Origin of the sequence: Streptomyces sp. BB1-1-1 (assembly GCF_031597775.1) — a bacterium.
GTDB classification, from domain to species: domain Bacteria; phylum Actinomycetota; class Actinomycetes; order Streptomycetales; family Streptomycetaceae; genus Streptomyces; species Streptomyces thinghirensis.
The window spans coordinates 7,662,787-7,681,552 of the sequence record NZ_CP134203.1; the positions used below are offsets into that span (position 1 = coordinate 7,662,787).

Genomic DNA, 18,766 nt, shown 5'->3' on the forward strand with positions numbered 1-18,766 from the left:
CTTCTACCAGCGCTTCTTCCACGCTCTTCCGCGTATCCAACTTCCCGACGAACTCAGGGGGATCTCCCATGCCCAAGCGCATCCTCGTCTCCTCACTCATCGGTGCCGTCGCCCTCGGCGGAGTGGCCGCCGGTGGCATCGCCCTGGCCTCTGCCCCTACGGAGCTGACCCTGAAGAACGGCTCGGCCCGCTACGTCGCTCCGTCCGACGGCGGCGCGGGATCATTCACGTACACCGTGGACGCGAGTGACGACTCGGGCATCCGGGACCTCAAAGTGCTCACCTGGCCCGCGAGTTCCGAGCTTGGCCCGACCGCGGCGGAGCTTCGCTGGGTGGAGAGCGCCAAGTGCCACAGCGGCTCGGACGAGACGACCCGCTGCACCTACACGCTGAAGGTCACCAAGCGAGAGGCCGCCGGAGTGGCCAAGGGCACCTGGTACGTCTCGGTACTGGCGACGGCCAAGGACGGGGACACGTCGTACGTGCCCCGCGCCGCCACCTTCGACGTCACGCACTGACCCACCGTGGCCGGGTGACCCGTCCCGGCTTTGTCGGGGCCGCTCCCACCCTCAACGGCATCTCCCGAATCAGGCTGCCCCCGGGGGCGATGGCGACGGTCTCTCACCTCCGCACCCGTGCACGGCGCCTCACGGCGCACTCACACCACCCCGCACGGGCCTGGGCGAGTGCCCGGCCGGCGAGGAGCCGTACGACGGCGGTGGTGTAGGCGTGGGCAATGCCGACGGATAGGCCGAACCCCGCGGCGATCTGCGCGAGAGTGTCTGACCAGCACATGAGGCAGGATAGGGAACCAACAGGGCTCCTTGACCGTGCCGCCGCGTACCGGCTGCCGTCGCAGCCGGGGCAGCCGTCCTCGCCGTGGATGTGGCCGGCTATCCAGGCGTTGACGGCCACGTTGATGATGACGGCGTACAGGTCGCTGCCGGACTGGGCCAGGGAGTCCGGCACCCCGGCGAGGACCAGGGCGAGCTCTGGGTTGTCGAGCGGCGGCATCGGAGCCTGCCCCAGGTCCTTCTCACTGCTGCTCTCCTCGTAGGAGGCCCGGCTGCGGGCGAGGCTTTCGGCCATGGCGGCCGCGTCGAAGTAGCGCCAGGTGAAGCGCACCTGGGTGCGCGCAAACCCGTGGTTCCATTGATTTCGAGGCTCGTGCGCGGCAATCAGGTACGGCGCCAAGGCGAACAGGGGGCAAGCATTGAGTGTTGAGAAGGAGTGGGCTTTCGCGGCCATCCCCCTTTTTCTGGGCGGCTGCTTCTTCACCATGGGCTTCAGGAGCATCCGTCGCGCCCATGTCCTACGGCGTTCAGGCACCAAGGCGTACGGCTATATCGTGGGCCACGCCCCGCACTCCGGCGGCAACACGAGCATCACCGTGGGCGGCAAAGGTATGCCCGCCTACCATCCGATTGTCGCCTGGACCACGAGCACGGGCGTTTTGCAGCAGCAGACTTCCGACGTCGGCCGCACCTGGATCGGGGCCTTCCCTGTCGGCACCCGCGTCCTGGTGTACTACGACCCGCGCGATCCCGACCGCTGGGTGATGGAAGGTTACGGGCACGCAACCCCCTGGCTCTGCGCCGCCTTCGGAGCGGTGCTGCTTCTCGGCACCGCCGCGGTGGTGGCAGCAGCCCTGTGGTGGAACCTCACGCACAGCTAGCGAGCACCTGCCCGGCGGACGAAGAGATCGCGAAGCGCGCCTGAATTTTCCCGCCGGCTCCTGCTGATCTTCGACCTCGCCCGTAGCAGCGGGGGCAACCGTGACGTGGGGCATGAGTACGGGTGATGGGGACGGTTTAGACAGTGGGAGCCTGGAAGCGGGTTAGTCGGGCGAGGGGGCTCGTTCGTCCGCGGCGGAGCAGGTACAAGGCGAGGCGGACGGGCCGACGGAGTCGGCACCCCCCGGAGAGCTCATCAGGCTTTTGGAGCCGGCAGCGTGAGAGGTTCACGTTCCTAGGGAAGTGGTGGGTGTACTCGGCGGTGTGGCAGCCCTGGTCTTCCTGTTCTGGCCGGACGCCCAGCCCGAGCCCGATCCGCCACCGTCCCTCTCGTTGGTCGACTCCGACGTCGACCGGGAGGAGAACGTCGCTGCCGACATCGTGCTCGTGATCACCAAGGCCGGCGTGCGCCTGAGCGCGGTAAGAGAGGCCGGATGCCCACGCGGCGGGGGCCTGGCCGACGTCAAAGCGCAGTACGACATCAAGGTGCCGCTCGACGCGAAAGCGGGCGCGGTACTCACCCGGAAGATGAAGTACTCGTTGCCGCCCCACTCCCAGGAGCGCGTGGCTTTCACTGTCGGGCCTGAACACTTCTACGAAGGGTCACAGCCCTGGATCTACACCTTCACGATCACCATCCACGCTGCTGACGGCTCCAAAGTGACGGTTCCCGAAGTCACCTACCTCTCCCCTTTGAAGGGCGCCAGCGGATTCCTTGCCACCGCTCGGTATGCGGTGGCCCACCCCAACGGCGGCCACATGGACCCGACGTGCGTCTCCCGTCAGGCCCGTTCGGTGGCGCAGCTGGTCAAAGCTGCAAAGCGGCCCTCACCCGAGCTGACGGAGTTCAGTGAAGAACTCACCCGCATCTCCGGCCAATAAGAATCGACCCCATCGTCCGGTCCATGGTGCCTTGCGTTGCGGGCGGGAGTGCGAGGCGGAGAATCGGGTATCGGAGCGCATGGCCCTTGGCCACCTACTGCCTGATGGCCGACCCCGCGGTGGTGCGGGATCTGATCGACCAGGACGAGTCCCTCGCCGCTGTGGGCGCCTCCGACGCGGGCAGTGCGCAGGTGCGCCGGCGCAGGGCCGATGGCGCCTACACGCTGTGCGTGTCCAGCGGGACCCGGGACATCGACGCGGCTTTGATCGCCGCCCGTCACCAGCTGCCGGGCGCCCGGTCCCTGGACGACTCGGCCCCGGTCGGCAGCTGATCCGCTAACCTTCCCCGCTGGCCCTGACTCCGAGGAAACGGACATCTTCACGTGAACGCCACCGTCACCAGCGCCGTGCCGATCTACGACCTGCTGATAGCCGAACGGGGCGACGTCGTCGCCGACGCGGCACGCGTGGCAGAGCAGACCAGGCGCGAGGCGGCCGACACCCTCGACTTCGGCCTCCCGGACAGCGGCGAGAACAACGACGCCGACGCCGCATAGGGTGACAGACCGGACTGCGGGCCACCGGGCTTGTCGATCGGGCGGCCACGGCGCGTCCTGTTCGCGCGGCTGGGTCGTCACAGTGACCACGACTCTACTCACGGTCAGTGTCTTGTGCGCGCTACGCCATCTTCGTCCGCGCGGACGCTCATCCAACGCCCGAGTCGCGCGGCATGACCACGAAGGCTGCTGCCGGTACGGCAGCCGCCTCGGTGGTCGTCGCTTCGCTCCGGGCAGGCCCGGACGATGTGCTGCGCCTGCGGCCCCTTCTGGGCCTGTCCCATCTCGAAGGTGACGTCGTTCACGCTGCCGGAGTCCGGTGGCTCGACAGTGCACAGGGCGCCCGCAGGCGCTGGCGTGGTCTGGTCATTACCCGGCAGGCGCACCTGCACGCTGGGCGATGACCAAAGAAGGGGGGCTTCGCTCTAGGCGGCACGGTGCCAGGGGGCACATCGGGGGCAAGCACGGTGAAAGCTGCGCCATGACGCCACCAGCCGGCGGCGTCGCGACCGGATGTCAGTCGGAGCCGAAATCATGGGCAGGACCCTCGCGCCACTCCACCCACTGCGGCTGATCGAGGACGGCCTCCGGGTCCGCGATGCCGACGCCTTCGAGGAACACCACCAGGTCGTGGTCGCTGTACGCGGTGCCGAGGATCTCGTCGCGTCCGCGACGGTGCACGGACACTCTCCGGCCTCCCGATGGAGAGGGCCGGTGCACGACGATGGGCGCGCTGGTCACACCTCCAGCCTGCCGCTGCGGGCGCCATGAGGCGAGCGGGCCGAAGCGAAGCCGCCAGGAAAAGTGGATCCTAGAAGGCCAGTGGATCCTAGAAGGCCACCCGGGCACGGTGGTTGCGAACCGACAAGCTGGTCCTGGAGCGAGAGATGGCGCAATCGTCCTTGGCGTCACTGGTTGCCAGGCTATTCACTGGCTTGGGCATCGATGGGGATCTTGGTGATGTCAGGGCGTAACGGGGAGGCTAGCGAGGTGCCGCGAGTACGTCCCGGAGTACGTTCTCGAGCGTGACGCGGGCCAGCTCGTGTCTGAGGGTCTCCTCGATGCCCTCGTAGATGCTCTGCATCGCCGGCTGGATGCCGTAACCCACCACGCATCCCTGGTCCGGGGTGGTGCGGTGCATCGCGAACAGCGGGCCGGGTTCCACTGCCTCGTACACGTCGAGCAGGGTCATCGACTCCAGCTCGCGCGCCAGCGACCAGCCCGCGCCCACGCCCCGGCGGGACTCCACGAGCCCGGCCCTGCGCAGCTCGCCGAGCAGCCGCCTGATCACCACGGGGTTGGTGTTCGCGCTGGTCGCGATCTGCTCGGAGGTGGCGACCTCATGGCCCTGGCGCTGATAGAGACCGATCCAGGCCAGCGCGTGGGCGGCGATGGTCAACCTGCTGTTGGCACTCATGAAGTCCTCCTCTCAGCCGCAACGCTCTATGTTACGACAGCGTAGTCGTAACAGTGAAGGTTGCAACGGTCTGTCGTAACAATTAGAGTTGCGACTGTTGGGAAGGGTCAATCAACGAGGTGAGAAGAATGAGCAAGCCACTCACGGGCAAGGTCGCCCTGGTCACCGGGGGATCGCGCGGACTGGGAGCAGCGACCGTACGGCTGCTGGCCGAGCAGGGCGCCGACGTCGCCTTCACCTACATCAGCTCCGAGAAACAGGCGCAGGCCGTCGTCGACGAGGTGCACGGCAAGGGAGCCAAGGCCGTCGCCTTCCAGTCCGACCAGGCGGACACCAGCCGGGCGCCGGCGCTGATCGACGACGTGGTCGCGCACTTCGGCGGCCTGGACATCCTCGTCAACAACGCGGCGATCTCGGTGGAGCAGGGCCACACGGTGGACGACCCGGACGCCGACACCGCCGCACTGGACCGGATGCACGCCACCAACTACCTCGGCGTGATCGCCGTCATCCGGGCCGCCTCCCGAGTGCTGCGCACGGGCGGCCGCATCATCACGGTGAGTTCCGGACTGGGCTCCCGGGTCGGCGTCCCGGGCGTTGCCGACTACTCGGCGACCAAGTCAGGCATCGAGAGGTACACCATGGGGGTCGCACGGGACCTCGGGCCCCGCGACATCACGGCCAACGTCGTGGAAGCCGGGCTCATGGACAGCGGCATGCAACCGCCGGACCCCGACACCCTCAAGGCCCTGCTCAGCTCGCTGTCCCTGCAACGCATGGGGCACCCCGACGAAATCGCCGCGGCGATCGCCTTCCTGGCGAGCCCCGCCGCGTCGTACGTCACGGGCGCGGTGCTGGACGCCCACGGCGGCTACAACGCCTGAACCCGAACCCCTGCCGCGCGCCCCGAAGGACATCGCGCCTCCGGGGCGCGCACCGCCGACGACCCGCGACAAGGCGTACGACTCGAAGGCTGTGCGCGTGAGCTGCGACGCCGCTGCATCCAGGCGCTGATCTCCCGCAAGGGCTCCGGTTGAACGTCAAGGTCAGATCCTGTGAACAAACCCCAGGCTGCCCAGATCACTCCGTTATGGGCAGGCACTCGGCGAGTAGGTCGACGACGTCCCGCCAAGCCCGCTGCGCGTGCTGAGGGTGATAACCGACCCCGGGAAGCACGATGTGGTCGACCGGTGGGTGATGGAAGGCGTGCAAGGCTCCGCCGTAGACCGTGAGGCGCCAGTCGACGCCCGCAGCCTGCATCTCGGCGGTGAACGCGTTCCGTTGCGCGGGCGGCATGATCGGGTCTTCCGACCCGACCCCGGCCCACATCGGGCGGTACATGCGCGCCGTCTCGCCCGGTCGGCCCGTGGTCAGTCCGTTGACTGTCGCGATCGCGCGCAGGTCGACGCCGTCGCGCCCGAGTTCCAGCGCGATTGCGCCCCCGGTGCCGTAGCCGACGGCGGCGATCCGGTCCGGGTCGGTCCGCGGCTCGGCGCGGAGCACGTCGAGCGCCGCGTGGCCGATGCCTCGCATCCGGACGGGGTCGGCTAGCAGCGGCATGCAGCGGGCCAACGTCTCCTCATGGTCGCCCGAATAGCGCCCGCCGTGGAGGTCGAAGGCCAGCGCCACGTATCCCAGCTCTGCGAGCGCATCGGCCCGGCGGCGCTCGACGTCGCTGAGCCTCACCCCCCGGGTGTCTCTGGCGTATTCCGGAACCACCCCGTCAGCGGTTCAGCTCAGCTTGTCTTCCAACCTCCGCGCTGGGTGCAACCTGAGACATGCCATCCTGACGCGTAACCTATGGGTTACGCTTCTGGTGTGGACGACCTGAGCAAGGTGGCCGACGCCATCGCCGATCCGGTGCGCCGCCAGATCCTGATGATGTTGCTCCGCACACCACTGACGGCAGGCGACATTGCTGCCCGGTTCGCCATCAGCCGGCCCGCGATCAGCCGTCACCTGCGCGTGCTGCGGGAGAGCGGCCTGGTCCGGGACCAGCACATCGGACGCCATCGGCGTTACTCCCTCGTCCGCTCGCGGCTGGGTGACCTAGCCGCCTGGCTCACCCAGTTCGACACCCAGCCTGTCGACTGGTCGCAGCGTCTGGCGGCGTTGGAGACCGAGGTTCACCGCACCCGACGGGACCGCAATCGGGCTGAGCCCGCCAACGATCAGCACATCGCGCGCCACTCCAAGGAGGACACGGCATGACCCTTGAGCCCACCGGACAACTCATCCCCACGCCGACGGGGCACGACCTGATCCTTACCCGCAGCTACCGCGCCTCCGCCGATGACGTCTGGGCAAGTGTCACCGAGCCGGAGCGCACCGCCCGCTGGTTCGGCCCGTGGCGCGGCCATGCGGCGGCCGGCCGCACCGTCGAAGTGCAGATGATGTTCGAGGAGTCGGCACCCTGGTGCCCACTGCGAATCGAAGCCTGCGAACCGCCGCGCCGACTCGCCGTCTCGATGGAGGACGAGGCCGGATCCTGGTCGATGGAGCTGCTGCTGGCCGAGAGCGACGGCACCACCGAACTCCGACTGGTCCATCATCTCGCCTCCACGGAGCACCTCGGCCAGACCGGCCCCGGCTGGGAGTACTACCTGGACATGCTCACCGCCGCACGCACGGGCAGACCACAGCCCGACTTCGAGGACTACTACCCCGCGCAGAAGGCATACTTCGAGTCCCTGGCCTGAGCTTGTCTTCTCACCTGGTCCTGGGAGGCTCCGGCGACCCGTACCGCGGTGCACCGCCTGAACTTAGGGACGTTCGGCCGGCACGGTCGCCGTTCAGCGAGCCTCATCAGCGTTGCCGCCCCGACGTGAGTATGGCCTTGTCGATTGATGTCATGCGGTTGGGGCTGCATCAAAACTGCGGAGGATGCGCTACTTCAGCGTCGTGGCGCCGCGTTCGACGGGCGCTCGCGATGCGGCCAGTGCCTGATGGGGGGACCTCTCGGTGGCGGTGAGCTCCTGCAAGGGCCTGCAGGTGGGAAATGGCGTTGCGTCCCGTGTGACGGGAATGGATGCTGGCTGGTCGGAGGCGGTGGGGATGACCAACGTTGTGGTGAAGCTGTCAGCACGCGATTTCGTGCATGCGGACCTCGCGTCGTGCGGGTGGTCGGGGTCCGAACTCCACTTGGCCAGCGTCGCGACGCAGTTGGAGCGTGCCCGGCTCGGCGAGGTCGACTATCTTGCGGTCTGCTCGGCAACGGACATTCCCGTTGCGAAGGGTGGCGTCGACTACCGAGTCAAGGAGAGGGTTGGCACTCTGTGGCAGCTGGCTGTCCATCCGGCATTGCAATCATGCGGGATCGGCACCTTCCTCGTCGAAGCCGCAGAGCTTCGGATCATGAACCGCGGTCTGCGGCGAGCCGAACTCGGCGTGGAGGAGAACAACCCCCGGGCTCGGGCGCTGTACGAACGACTGGGCTATGTCGCATACGACCGCCAGCCTGACTCGTGGCACGAGCAAGCCCCGGATGGATCGCTGCGCCGCTACGAAACGATGTGCACGTTGATGCGTAAGGAACTCTTGTAACTTCGGCCACGTCAGGGGATCCCGATACGAACGCGTCGCCCTCCGCCACGTGGTCGCTGGCCCCGGGCGCCCATCGTTCCGAGCCTTCTGGGGGTTGGCCCGGTGGGCGTAGGGATGTCTGGGAGCCGCTGGGTGAGGGCCGTAAATGACGTCTCGGTCGCCTTCGAGGGCTTCGCGCAGGATCGCGGCGTAGTAGCGGGTGCTGGCGGGGGTTTGTGGCTGAGCCATTGCCGCAGGTCGTTGCGGGTTAACGGCTCTCGGGCGTCGATGAGCTGGCCGACGACGGGGCCGACCGGCTTCTTGAACGGCCGGTAGGTCTTGTGCCTCGGTGTTCAAGGTCAGCCCGGCACAACCATCCGTCCCCCGGCCGTGTCTCACACCAGACACATCCGTACCCGTGGGGGGACCACACCGTGAAGCGCACCGTCACCGCCGCCGTCCTGCTCGCCGCCCTCGCCGCCCTGTCGGCGTGCAGCAGCGGTGACGACAGCGACAAGGACGACACCACCCATGCCGCCCCGACCACCAAGGCCGCGAGCCCCGGTGTCGACGACTCCGCCGCGGAGAAGAAGGCCGGTATCCCTCCGGAGCCGACCGGCGCGACCCGTGACAACGTGCTCGCCGTGCTGTTCGACGTCAACCCGGTGCTGGTCGCCGACGAGGAAGACGCCATCGACAACGCCCGCAATCAGTGCGCGGCGATCAACGGCGGAGCCGAGCGGCTGGAGTGGAGTGCGCAGCAGCGATTCAGCAGCAGCGCCCACGAGGTGACCGAGGACGAGGCGAAGCACATCAACATCGGACTGGCGGAGTTCTGCAAGACCGCGTAGCCCGAGTGAACGCGCGGGCTTGGACGTCGTGTTGCGTCGTGTTGCGTCTGCTCTGCTGGCTGGTGGGCACGCCACGGTCAGCCCGTCATCCGTGAGCTGACCGCGCATCAGCCGCCCCGACCATGGGAATCAAGACCGCGGGGAGATCACCGGCCTGAACGGCTTCCTGATCGATGGACAGGCCGCAGTAGTCGCCGACTGCTGTGAACACCGCTGCGGGCAGCCGGGGCCCGTTCTCCTGCCAGGCGTGCCCGTCACCCGGCGCATGGATGATCCGCTGCGGCGGGCTCCACTGGTTCGTCGTCACGCAGACGATCTCCTCGTCGGGTGCGGGCCGCATCGACTCCACCGTCCGGTAGCCGGCCCCGCCGAGCATGCCGGGGAGGGCGGCTGAGGTGTCTGTGGTGTTATGGGTTCCTATCCAGGCGATTCCGTCACTCATACGGGTTCCTCCGGATCCGCGTCAGGTCGTGGCCGCAGAGTGCGCGCTGGGCGCCCCACGGGGAGTCACCTTCTCCTGGGCTCTTCGCGTCTGCCGTGTCGGGTCCGCGCGACGGAGCCGCCGAATAGCCCGGGCACCGTGGGCCGCGCGAGCCGGTGCCGGTGCCCGTGGCCTGGTTCGTCGGCGCCGATGAACCAGGCCGCCCGGACTTGTCGTGCACGACGAAGTGCGAGCCCTGACCCTGTCCTACCTTTCGGACATCACCGGTTCGAAGCCTCGGAGGTGGGGATCCGCATGTCCGCATGGGATGAGCTCAACCGTCCGCCCGCGACGCCCGCGGGGATTCAGGCCCCCTCCGTGAACGGGCGGGAGTCGATATGAGAGGCGCCACGGCACCCGCCGGGCGTGCGCTGCCTCTGGTGGCGGCCACCGCGCTCCTGGCCGGCGGCTGCGGCGGCGGATCCGGCGCGGGCGCCGGCGCGGAGGGCGAGCCGGCGGACGGCAGGACGTTCACCACGGCCTACGCCTCCGACCCGGGCGGCCTCGACCCGGCCAAGACGGTGATGTCCATCGCCATCGGCATCAACCGCTACCTGTACGACCCGCTGATCCACCTCGGCGACAAGGGCGAGCCCGTGGCCGGGCTGGCACAGAAGTGGCAGGCGACGCTCAAGACGGCCACCTTCACGCTGCGGCCCGGCCTCACCTGTTCCGACGGCTCGAAACTGACCGCGAGCGACGTGGCCGCCAACATCGACTACATCGGTGACCCGAAGAACAAGTCACCCCTGGCCGGCGTGCTGATCCAGCCAGGCACCACCGCCGAGGCCGACGACGGGCAGCGCACCGTCACGCTCACCAGCGGTGCCCCCGACGCGTTCCTGCTGCGCAACGCCGGTTCCGTGCCGATCGCCTGCGGCAACGGCCTCAAGGACCGCACGGTACTGGCCAAGGGCGGCAAGGGGAGCGGCACCGGCATGTTCACCATGACCGAGTCCGTGGCCAACGACCACTACACGCTGACCCGGCGCGAGGACTACAGCTGGGGCCCCTCCGGGCAAGGCGCCAAGGGGCTGCCGGACAAGGTGACGATCCGGGTGATCCCCAACGAGACGACGGCCGCGAACCTGCTGTTGTCCGGAGAGCTGAACGCCGCGGCGATCTCCGGCCCCGAGCAGAAGCGGCCGGCCGCGCGGGAACTGTTCCACGCCGACGTACAGGCACCGCTGGGCCAGCTGTACTTCAACCAGAGCGGGACCCGCCCCGCAGCGGACGAGACGGTGCGCCGGGCGCTGGTCCAGGCGCTGAACCTGTCCGACGTGGGCAAGGTGATCACCAACGGCACCGGAAAACCCTCCCAGGGCCTGGTCACCGACGAGCCACGAGCCTGCACCGGTGACTCGGTCACCGGCAACCTCCCCCCGCACGACCTCACGGCGGCCAAATCCGCCTTGGACGCGGCCGGCTGGGTGCCGGGATCCGGCGGCATCCGGACCAAGAACGGCAAGAAGCTCACGCTGAGCCTGATGTACGGCACCCAGAACGGGCCCAGCATGGCCGCGGGCGCCGAACTGATCCAGAAGGAGTGGCAGAGCCTGGGGGCCGAGGTCACGCTGAAGCCGGCGGACAGCCCCGCGCTGAACAGCACACTCTTCGGGTCCGGCAACTGGGACGTCTCCATGGGCCCGATCGCACTCACCGCGCCCAACCAGCTCGTCCCCTTCATGGACGGTCCGACGCCGCCGAAGGGCCTGAACTTCTCCGGAGTCGACAACCCCGAGTACGCCGCTCTCGTGCGGAAGGCCTCGGCCCAGGTCGGCACCGCCGGCTGCCCGCGGTGGCAACAGGCCGAGACGGCGCTGATCAAACACCTCAACGTGGTGCCCTACTACAACTCCCTCACCCCCGTCTTCGGCACATCCGCTCGCTTCGAGGTCAGTCAGGGCACGATCGTCCCGTCCTCCATCCGCATGTACGCCGACTAGGAGGGCGGCTCGATGACGACTGCGACGGCCGTCCCGAGGGCGCCTGCGGCATCGGCCACCGACTGGTGGAGACACCGGTGGCTGCTCTTCGGCATCCGGCGCACGGCCCGGCTGGTGGTGTCGCTGTGGGTGCTCGTCACAGCGGCGTTCCTGATGATCCACCTCGTCCCCGGTGACCCGGTGCGCGCCGCACTGGGTACCACCGCCTCCCCGGACATGGTCGCGGCGCGGCGCGCGGAACTCGGCCTCGACGCCCCGCTGTGGCAGCAGTATCCGCGGTTCCTGGGCGGGCTGTTCACCGGCGACCTGGGCAGCTCCACCATCAGCGGTCTGCCCGTGACGCAGACGATCGGCGACCGGCTGCCCGCGACCCTGCAACTGGCGGGCCTCGCCTTCGTACTGGCCATGGCGATCGCCGTACCAGTGGGCACGGCGATGGCCGCACTGACCCGGGGCGGGCGCCGGCGCGGCGCCGAACTGGCCTTCACCTCGGGCAGCGTGCTGCTGGCGGCCGTACCGGAGTTCCTGCTCGCGGTCGTACTGGCCTATGTGTTCGCGGTGCGCCTCGACTGGTTCCCCGTCGCCGGGCGGCAAGGGCCCGGCTCGTACGTGCTGCCGGTGGTGGCCCTGGCCATGGGACCCGCCTCGGTGCTGGCCCGGATCTGCCGGGTGGAGATGTTGTCAGTCCTGGGCCGGGACTTCGTGCGCACCGCGCGTGCCAAGCGGCTGCCGCCGCGCAGCGTGTACGTGCGCCACGCGCTGCCCAACGCCCTGACCGCGACGCTCACTCTCGGCGGCCTGCTGCTCTCGGCGCTGGTCGCGGGAACGGTGCTCGTGGAGAACGTGTTCGCCTGGCCCGGCCTCGGCTCGACGATCGTGCAGTCCATCCTGCAGAAGGACTACCCGGTGGTGCAGGGCATCGTGCTCGTCTACGGGACCGGAGTGCTGGTGGTCAACCTGCTGGTCGACGTGGGCCTCGCCCTGCTCGACCCGCGCTCCGCGATCGGAGAGGACTGATGTCCGCACCCCGCTCCCGATGGTCGGCGGCCGCCCGCACCCCCGTCGGCGCGTGCGCCGGGCTTCTGCTGCTGGCCGTGGTCGTACTGGCCGTCGTCGCACCGTTCCTGTGGGGGGACAGGGCCTCCGTGGTGGACACGTCCGCGCTCCAACAAGGGCCGTCCGAAGCACATCCGTTGGGCACGGACAACCTGGGCCGCGACATCCTCAGCCGCGTGCTGGTGGCCACCCGGCTGTCGTTGCTGCTCGCGGTCACCGCGACCTTCCTCGGTGTGGTCCTGGGTCTGGTGCTCGGTACGGCACCCTCGGTGCTGCCGCGCCGGGCGGGGCGTCTCGTGACCTCTGTGGTGAACATCGCCGTCGCCTTCCCCGGCCTGCTGCTCGCCCTCTTCTTCGCGGTCGTCTTCGGTGTGGGCGCGACCGGCGCCGTGCTGGCGATCGGACTGGCGATGGCCCCGGCCTTCGCCCGGCTCACCCAGACACTGAGCGCGTCGGTCGCCGGCCAGGACTTCGTGGCCGCGGCCCGGACCGTCGGCGTCGGCCGGACCCGGCTCCTGGTACGCCACATCCTGCCCAACATCGCCGAGCCGCTGGCCGTCAACGCCACCATCGGCGCGGGCACATCGCTGCCGGCCTTCGCCGGGCTCTCGTTCCTGGGCCTGGGCGTACAGGCTCCCAACTACGACTGGGGCCGGCTCCTCGGCGAGGGGCTGGACCGGATCAGCCTCACCCCCGCGCCCGCCCTCGCGCCGTGTGTGGCGGTCGTCGTCACCGGCCTGGCGTTCAACCTCTTCGGCGAGGCCGCCGCCACCGCTCTCGGCGTACGCACCATGTCGCGCCCGAGCCTCCGCCACCGCCCCCTCCCACCCCCCGCCCAGGGCACCGCCGGGCACCGGCCGGACAGTGAAGGGGAGCCGGTGCTCACGGTGGAGGACCTGCGGGTGGCCTTCCCCGGGCCCGCGGGGTGGACCACCCCGGTACGCGGGGTCAGCTTTGCGATACACCCGGGCGAGGCCGTCGGTGTGGTGGGCGAGTCCGGCTCGGGCAAGAGCCTGACCGCGATGGCCGTGTCCCGGCTCGTCGACCCACCGGCCCACATCACCGCCCGGCGACTGGAGTTCACCGGTACGCCGCTGCTCGACACCGGCGAGAAGGAACTGCGCCTCCTGCTCGGCACCTCGCTGGCGATGGTCTTCCAGGACCCGATGTCCTCGTTCAACCCGGTCATGAGAGTCGGACGGCAGCTCGCCGAGATCGCCGAACACCACCAACAGCTCTCCAGGAGCGCCGCGTTCACGCGGGCCGTGGACCGGCTGCGCGCCGTGCACGTACCCGCTCCGGAGCGGCGTGCGCGCCAGTATCCGCACGAGTTCTCCGGGGGCATGCGGCAGCGCGCGATGATCGGGGCGGGGCTGATGGGCGACCCCAGGCTGATCATCGCGGACGAGCCGACCACCGCCCTCGACGTCACCGTGCAGCGGCAGGTGCTGCGCCTGCTCACCGACGTACGGGCGGAGCGGGACACCGCCATCCTGCTCATCAACCACGACATCACGGTCGTCGCCCAGACCTGCGACCGGGTGCTCGTCATGTACGCGGGCCGAGTCGTCGAGGACCTGCCCGCAGCCGAACTCTTCACGGGTGCCCGGCACCCCTACACACGGGCCCTCCTGGCTGCCGTACCGGACCTCGGCACCGACCGGGACAGCCCGCTGGCCGTGATCCCCGGCCGCCCGCCGGAGCCCGGCCAGATACCCGAAGGCTGCGCGTTCGCCCCGCGCTGCCCTCACGCCGACGACCGGTGCCGCGGTGCGGACCCCGAGCCGGTCACGTACACCGCCGGACACCGGATCGCCTGCTGGCACCCAGTCCGGGACGTAAGCGCACTGGCCGAAGAGACCACGACAGGAGGCACGGCGTGAGCGGGCTCGTCTTCGAGGGAGTGAGCGTGCGCTACGGGTCCCGGCGCCGGGCCCTGACCGCTGTGGACGGCGCGCACCTGACCGTGCCGGCCGGTGAAGTGGTCGGCCTGGTGGGCGAGTCGGGCTCGGGGAAGTCGACGCTGGCCCGCGCCGCGGTCGGACTGGCCCCGCTCGCGTCGGGCCGCGTCCTGCTGGACGGGACCGACGTACGACAGCTGCGCGGGCGGCGCCGGCCGCTGCAGATGGTCTTCCAGGACCCCTACTCCTCCCTCGATCCGCGGATGAGTATCGGGGATTCCATCGCCGAGGCCCTGCCGCGTGAACGAGGCCGCGGCAGGGCGGCTCGCCGTACCGAGGTCGCCCACCTGCTGGAGCAGGTCGGTCTCGGTCCGGACCGGGCCCCGATGCTGCCCGGGCAGCTCTCCGGAGGCCAGCGGCAGCGGGTGGCACTCGCCCGGGCACTGGCCGGGCGGCCGCAGGCCGTGATCGCCGACGAGATCACCTCCGCCCTCGACGTCTCCGTCCAGGGCACCGTGCTCAACCTGCTGCGCGACGTGCAGCGCCGGATGAAGCTGACCATGCTGTTCATCTCGCACAATCTGGCCGTGGTGCGCTATCTCAGCGACCATGTCGCCGTGATGTATCTCGGCGGGATCGTCGAGGCCGGTCCCACCGAGGAGGTACTCGCCGACCCACGCCACCCCTACACCCGCGATCTGCTCGCCGCCGTGCCCAGCCGTTTCCCCGCGGCGGACACCGGCGCGGACCCGGTCGCCTTCACCGCCGTCGAGCCCGCCGACCCGCACCACCCGCCACCCGGCTGCCGCTACCACCCCCGCTGCCCCGCGGGCCCCCGCTTCCATGCCGGGCGCGAGGTGTGCCGCACCAGGGACCCCGCCGAGGACGCCGCGGCACGACCGCACCGGGCCGCCTGTCACTTCGCGGCCGCCGTCGACCTCGCCCTGCCGCAACCGCCGTACGCGAAAGGCGTGTTGTGACGTCCGTAAGCCACTCCCATCCACTCCGTCCACGAGGAGACAGCACACCGTGACGCGACGCCTGGGCTTCGACGACCTCTACGCCATCGCGCTGCCGGAGCAGCCGGCGCTGTCCCCGGACGGCACGCGCATCGCCTACGTGCTGCGCACCGCCGACCGCGAAAACGACCGCGATGACCGCGCGTTGTGGACGGTGCCGACCGGCGGCGGCGCGGCCCGGGGGCTCACCCGCGGACCCGACGACACCGCGCCGGCGTGGTCTCCCGACGGCCGGTGGATCGCCTTCCTGCGCGGCGGCGACGGCCCGCCGCAGCTGTGGCTGCTCCCTGCCGAGGGCGGCGAACCCGAGCCGGTCACGGACCTTCCCGCGGGCGCCGGTGCGCCGGTGTGGAGCCCGGACGGCACCGCGATAGCCTTCCCGGCCCCGGTCGACAGCGACCGCGGGACGGCCCCTCCCGGAAACACCCCGGCCCCGGTCGTGACGGACCGGCTCGGCTACAAGGCCGACGGTCCGGGCCTGTGGGGCACGGTCCGCAACCACCTGCACCTCGTGGATGTCGGCAGCCGCGCGGTCCGGCAGGTCACCCACGGCGACTGGCACGCGGGAACGCCGGCCTGGTCACCGGACGGGCGCAGTCTCGCCTTCTGCGCGGCACGCGGCGCCGACGCCGACCTGACCCTGCGCTCCCAGGCGTACGTGGTGGACCGCCCGGCCACCGGCGCGGAACCGCGGCCGGTCGGCTCCGGCGAGGGCACCGCGTACGCCGTCAACTGGACCGCCGACGGTGCGGCATTGCTGGTCGTGGGGCGCACGGACACCGCGCTCGGTCACCAGAGCGTGCTGCGCGTCCCGCTGCGCGGCGACGCGCCCGCCGACCTCACCGCCGGGCTCGACCGCAACGTGATGCCCGGTGGCCCCGGCTACCCGGGGGCCTTGCCCCGGCCGGCCGACGACGGCCGGTGGCTGCTGTTCTGCCTTCGGGAGCGCGGCTGCACCCACCTGTACGTGACCGACGCCGACGGCGGCGCGCCCCGCGCGCTCGTCGGCGGTGCGGGCCGTGTCGTCTCCGGCCTGTCCACCGCCGGCGACACCGCGGCCTTCGTCCTGGCGACTCCCACCTCGTACGGCGAGATCGCCACCGTCGAGGTGTCCACCGGCCGACAAAGGGTGCTCACCCGGCACGGGGCGGAACTGGGGGAGGTGGAGCTACTCCCGTCGCGGGAGCGGGAGTTCGTCGTCTCCGACGGCACCAGGGTGCACGGCTGGCTGCTGCGAGACCCGGCCACCACGTGCCCCGCACCGCTGCTGCTCGACATCCACGGCGGGCCGCACAACGCCTGGAACGGGGCAGCGGACCCCTTCCACCCGTACCACCAGGTGCTGGCGGCACGCGGCTGGTCGGTGCTGCTGCTCAACCCCCGTGGCAGCGACGGGTACGGCGAGGCGTTCTTCACCGCCGCGCGCCAAGCGTGGGGCACGGCCGACGCGCCGGACCTCCTCGAACCGCTGGACACCCTGGTCGCCGAACGGATCGCCGACCCGCGGCGACTGGCGGTGGCCGGTTACAGCTACGGCGGCTTCATGACCTGCTACCTCACCAGCCGTGACGACCGCTTCGCCGCGGCAGTCGCCGGTGGTGCGGTCAGCGACCTCACCAGCATGTGCGGCACCAGCGACGAGGCCCACCCGCTGGCGGCGACCGAACTGGGCGGCCCGCCGTGGCAGAACCGTGAGCGATACGCCGAACTCTCCCCGTACTCGCGGGTGGAGCAGGTCCGCACTCCGACGCTGGTGGTGCACGGCGCGGCCGACGAACGCTGTCCAGTCGGGCAGGCCGAGCAGTGGTTCGCGGCGCTCAGGGCGCGGGGCGTGCCCACCCGGCTGGTGCTCTACCCGGGCGGGTCGCACCTGTTCCTGCTCGACGGACCGCCCGCCCACCGCGTCGACCTCGCCCGTCGCACCGTCGACTGGGTGGAGCGCCACGCCGGTGGGCCCGGACGTCCGGCCCGTACCCCACTGGACGCCGTGCACTGGGAGCGACGGCTCGGCGAGCTGGCGGCCCGGCACCGGGTACCGGGCGCGGTCCTGGGCATCGCCCGCGGCGACGAACTCGCCCTGACCGCCCACGGTGTGCTCAACAAGGACACCGGCGTGCGGGCCACCGAGGACTCGCTCTTCCAGATCGGGTCCATCACCAAGGTGTGGACCACCACCGTGATCATGCAGCTGGCCGACGAGGGCGGGCTCGACCTCGACGCCCCCCTCACCGACGTCCTGCCGGAGCTGCGGCTCGCCGACCCGTACACGGCGAAACAGCTCACCGTACGGCACCTGCTCACACACACCAGCGGCATCGACGGCGACATCTTCACCGACACCGGCCGTGGTGACGACTGCGTCGAGCGCTACGTGGACGAGCTGGGCGCGGCGGCACGGATTCATCCGCCGGGGGCGACGTTCTCGTACTGCAACTCGGGCTTCGTACTCGCCGGCCGGATCATCGAGAAGGTCACCGGCACGAGCTGGGACGGCGCCCTCAAGGAGCGGCTGTTCTCCCCGCTGGGCCTCGCGCACACCGTCACGCTGCCGGAGGAGGCACTGCGCTTCCGCACCGCGATCGGCCACGACGCCCCGGGCGACGAGGACCCGCGGCCGGTGCCGGCGTGGGGACTGCCGCGCTCCGCCGGACCGGCCGGACTGATCACCGCGTCGGCCTCCGACGTCCTGGCCTTCGCCCGCATGCACCTTGCCGGTGGCATCGCCGCCGACGGCACCCGCGTGCTGTCGCGGCAGGCCGCCTACGCGATGACCGAGAAGCAGGTCGACCTGCCGGACGTGCACTCCCTCGGAGACTCCTGGGGGCTGGGCTGGATGCGTTTCGACGGGGGCGGCGGCCACCGGCTCCTCGGACACGACGGCAACACCATCGGCCAGTCGGCGTTCCTGCGCCTGCTGCCCGAACGGAACCTCGCCGTCACCCTGCTCACCAACGGCGGCGGCGCCCACGACCTGTACCTGGAACTGTTCAGGGAGATCTTCGCCGAGCTGGCCGGGGTCGCCCTGCCGCGGCCGCTCATGCCGCCCGTCGAGCCGGTGACCGTGGACGCCCACACCCACCTGGGCCGGTACGAGCGGGCCGGTGCGCGCATCGAGATCCTCGACGAGGGCGCCGACGGACTGCGACTGCGCCACACGGTGACAGGCCCACTCGCCGCCCTGGTGCCCGAGCCGGTGCAGGAGGGCGACCTGGTGCCCGTGTCGGACGACCTCTTCGTCGTGAAGCTCCCCGGCAGCCGGTCATGGACCCCGGTCACCTTCTACGCACTGCCGACCGGTGAGCGGTACGTGCACTTCGGCGTCCGTGCGACCCCGAAGGTGTCCTGACGTGCAGCGGCCGCACGGCATTCAGGCGTCACCGCACGAGCCCGTCCCCGTGGCC

The 18,766-nt window shown here is 70.4% G+C and carries 18 protein-coding genes and 3 pseudogenes; 15 read left to right on the forward strand and 6 right to left on the reverse strand.

All coding sequences use genetic code 11. The features are described 5' to 3' along the window. The first annotated feature begins 68 nt into the window (after positions 1–68). On the forward strand, positions 69–518 hold the full coding sequence (locus RI578_RS35120; protein ID WP_310874832.1) for a DUF5707 domain-containing protein: 450 nt from the start codon (positions 69–71) through the stop codon (positions 516–518). 169 nt (positions 519–687) lie between these two features. Here the strand turns inward: RI578_RS35120 and RI578_RS35125 are convergent. Continuing rightward, positions 688–783: pseudogene (locus RI578_RS35125) on the reverse strand (IS5/IS1182 family transposase); the annotation flags it as partial. Between the two features lie 430 nt (positions 784–1,213). Here RI578_RS35125 and RI578_RS35130 point away from each other — a divergent pair. The 4 genes from RI578_RS35130 (at position 1,214) to RI578_RS35145 (ending at position 3,172) form a co-directional block, all read left to right on the forward strand. Then, positions 1,214–1,675: a DUF3592 domain-containing protein gene (locus RI578_RS35130; protein ID WP_310874833.1), complete on the forward strand. Its 462-nt coding sequence runs from the start codon at positions 1,214–1,216 to the stop codon at positions 1,673–1,675. A 322-nt stretch (positions 1,676–1,997) separates the two neighbouring features. Then, the gene (locus RI578_RS35135) at positions 1,998–2,615 is read left to right on the forward strand and encodes a hypothetical protein (protein WP_310874834.1); all 618 of its coding nucleotides are present in this window, start codon (positions 1,998–2,000) and stop codon (positions 2,613–2,615) included. Between the two features lie 104 nt (positions 2,616–2,719). After that, on the forward strand, positions 2,720–2,947 hold the full coding sequence (locus RI578_RS35140) for a DUF5133 domain-containing protein (protein WP_310875941.1): 228 nt from the start codon (positions 2,720–2,722) through the stop codon (positions 2,945–2,947). A 51-nt stretch (positions 2,948–2,998) separates the two neighbouring features. Further along, complete coding sequence (locus RI578_RS35145; RefSeq protein WP_310874835.1) at positions 2,999–3,172, forward strand: hypothetical protein; 174 nt, start codon at positions 2,999–3,001, stop codon at positions 3,170–3,172. A gap of 516 nt (positions 3,173–3,688) precedes the next feature. Here RI578_RS35145 and RI578_RS35150 read toward each other — a convergent pair. Both RI578_RS35150 and RI578_RS35155 read right to left on the reverse strand, forming a co-directional pair. Then, complete coding sequence (locus tag RI578_RS35150) at positions 3,689–3,913, reverse strand: hypothetical protein (RefSeq protein ID WP_310874836.1); 225 nt, start codon at positions 3,911–3,913, stop codon at positions 3,689–3,691. A gap of 241 nt (positions 3,914–4,154) precedes the next feature. Further along, entirely contained in the window at positions 4,155–4,589 is a 435-nt protein-coding gene (locus RI578_RS35155; RefSeq protein ID WP_310874837.1) for an Rrf2 family transcriptional regulator, read from the reverse strand. Positions 4,590–4,717: 128 nt separating this feature from the next. On the opposite strand from RI578_RS35155, the gene RI578_RS35160 reads away from it, so the two are divergent. Next, positions 4,718–5,473 (forward strand): SDR family oxidoreductase, encoded by a 756-nt coding sequence (locus RI578_RS35160; RefSeq protein WP_310874838.1) that lies wholly within the window; start codon positions 4,718–4,720, stop codon positions 5,471–5,473. Positions 5,474–5,669: 196 nt separating this feature from the next. On the opposite strand, the pseudogene RI578_RS35165 reads toward RI578_RS35160, so the two are convergent. Beyond that, positions 5,670–6,278, reverse strand: a pseudogene (locus tag RI578_RS35165) (dienelactone hydrolase family protein); the annotation flags it as partial. A gap of 129 nt (positions 6,279–6,407) precedes the next feature. Here RI578_RS35165 and RI578_RS35170 point away from each other — a divergent pair. Together RI578_RS35170 and RI578_RS35175 are read left to right on the forward strand one after the other, a co-directional pair. Next, positions 6,408–6,800, forward strand: coding sequence for a metalloregulator ArsR/SmtB family transcription factor (locus tag RI578_RS35170; protein WP_310874839.1), 393 nt, complete (start codon positions 6,408–6,410; stop codon positions 6,798–6,800). Beyond that, positions 6,797–7,288, forward strand: coding sequence for an SRPBCC family protein (locus RI578_RS35175; protein WP_310874840.1), 492 nt, complete (start codon positions 6,797–6,799; stop codon positions 7,286–7,288). The genes RI578_RS35170 and RI578_RS35175 overlap by 4 nt, the downstream gene beginning before the upstream one ends. Positions 7,289–7,394: 106 nt before the next feature. On the opposite strand, the pseudogene RI578_RS35180 reads toward RI578_RS35175, so the two are convergent. After that, positions 7,395–7,576, reverse strand: a pseudogene (locus tag RI578_RS35180) (IS5/IS1182 family transposase); the annotation flags it as partial. A gap of 67 nt (positions 7,577–7,643) precedes the next feature. Between RI578_RS35180 and RI578_RS35185 the strand changes: the two are divergent. Continuing rightward, entirely contained in the window at positions 7,644–8,132 is a 489-nt protein-coding gene (locus tag RI578_RS35185; protein ID WP_310874841.1) for a GNAT family N-acetyltransferase, read from the forward strand. 413 nt (positions 8,133–8,545) lie between these two features. Further along, positions 8,546–8,962, forward strand: coding sequence for a hypothetical protein (locus tag RI578_RS35190; RefSeq protein WP_310874842.1), 417 nt, complete (start codon positions 8,546–8,548; stop codon positions 8,960–8,962). An 85-nt stretch (positions 8,963–9,047) separates the two neighbouring features. Here the strand turns inward: RI578_RS35190 and RI578_RS35195 are convergent, their stop codons facing one another. After that, on the reverse strand, positions 9,048–9,404 hold the full coding sequence (locus RI578_RS35195) for a hypothetical protein (RefSeq protein WP_310874843.1): 357 nt from the start codon (positions 9,402–9,404) through the stop codon (positions 9,048–9,050). A gap of 377 nt (positions 9,405–9,781) precedes the next feature. Here RI578_RS35195 and RI578_RS35200 point away from each other — a divergent pair, with 377 nt between their 5' ends. From RI578_RS35200 to RI578_RS35220, 5 genes are read left to right on the forward strand one after another with little or no spacing between them, the layout of a single operon-like run. Beyond that, entirely contained in the window at positions 9,782–11,389 is a 1,608-nt protein-coding gene (locus RI578_RS35200) for an ABC transporter substrate-binding protein (protein WP_310874844.1), read from the forward strand. 12 nt (positions 11,390–11,401) lie between these two features. Beyond that, the gene (locus RI578_RS35205; protein ID WP_310874845.1) at positions 11,402–12,406 is read left to right on the forward strand and encodes an ABC transporter permease; all 1,005 of its coding nucleotides are present in this window, start codon (positions 11,402–11,404) and stop codon (positions 12,404–12,406) included. Further along, entirely contained in the window at positions 12,406–14,328 is a 1,923-nt protein-coding gene (locus RI578_RS35210) for a dipeptide/oligopeptide/nickel ABC transporter permease/ATP-binding protein (protein ID WP_310874846.1), read from the forward strand. The genes RI578_RS35205 and RI578_RS35210 overlap by 1 nt, the downstream gene beginning before the upstream one ends. Beyond that, positions 14,325–15,326: an ABC transporter ATP-binding protein gene (locus RI578_RS35215; RefSeq protein ID WP_310874847.1), complete on the forward strand. Its 1,002-nt coding sequence runs from the start codon at positions 14,325–14,327 to the stop codon at positions 15,324–15,326. Before RI578_RS35210 ends, RI578_RS35215 begins: the two co-directional genes overlap by 4 nt. A 49-nt stretch (positions 15,327–15,375) precedes the next feature. Next, positions 15,376–18,711, forward strand: coding sequence for a serine hydrolase (locus RI578_RS35220; protein WP_310874848.1), 3,336 nt, complete (start codon positions 15,376–15,378; stop codon positions 18,709–18,711). Positions 18,712–18,766 lie beyond the last annotated feature (55 nt).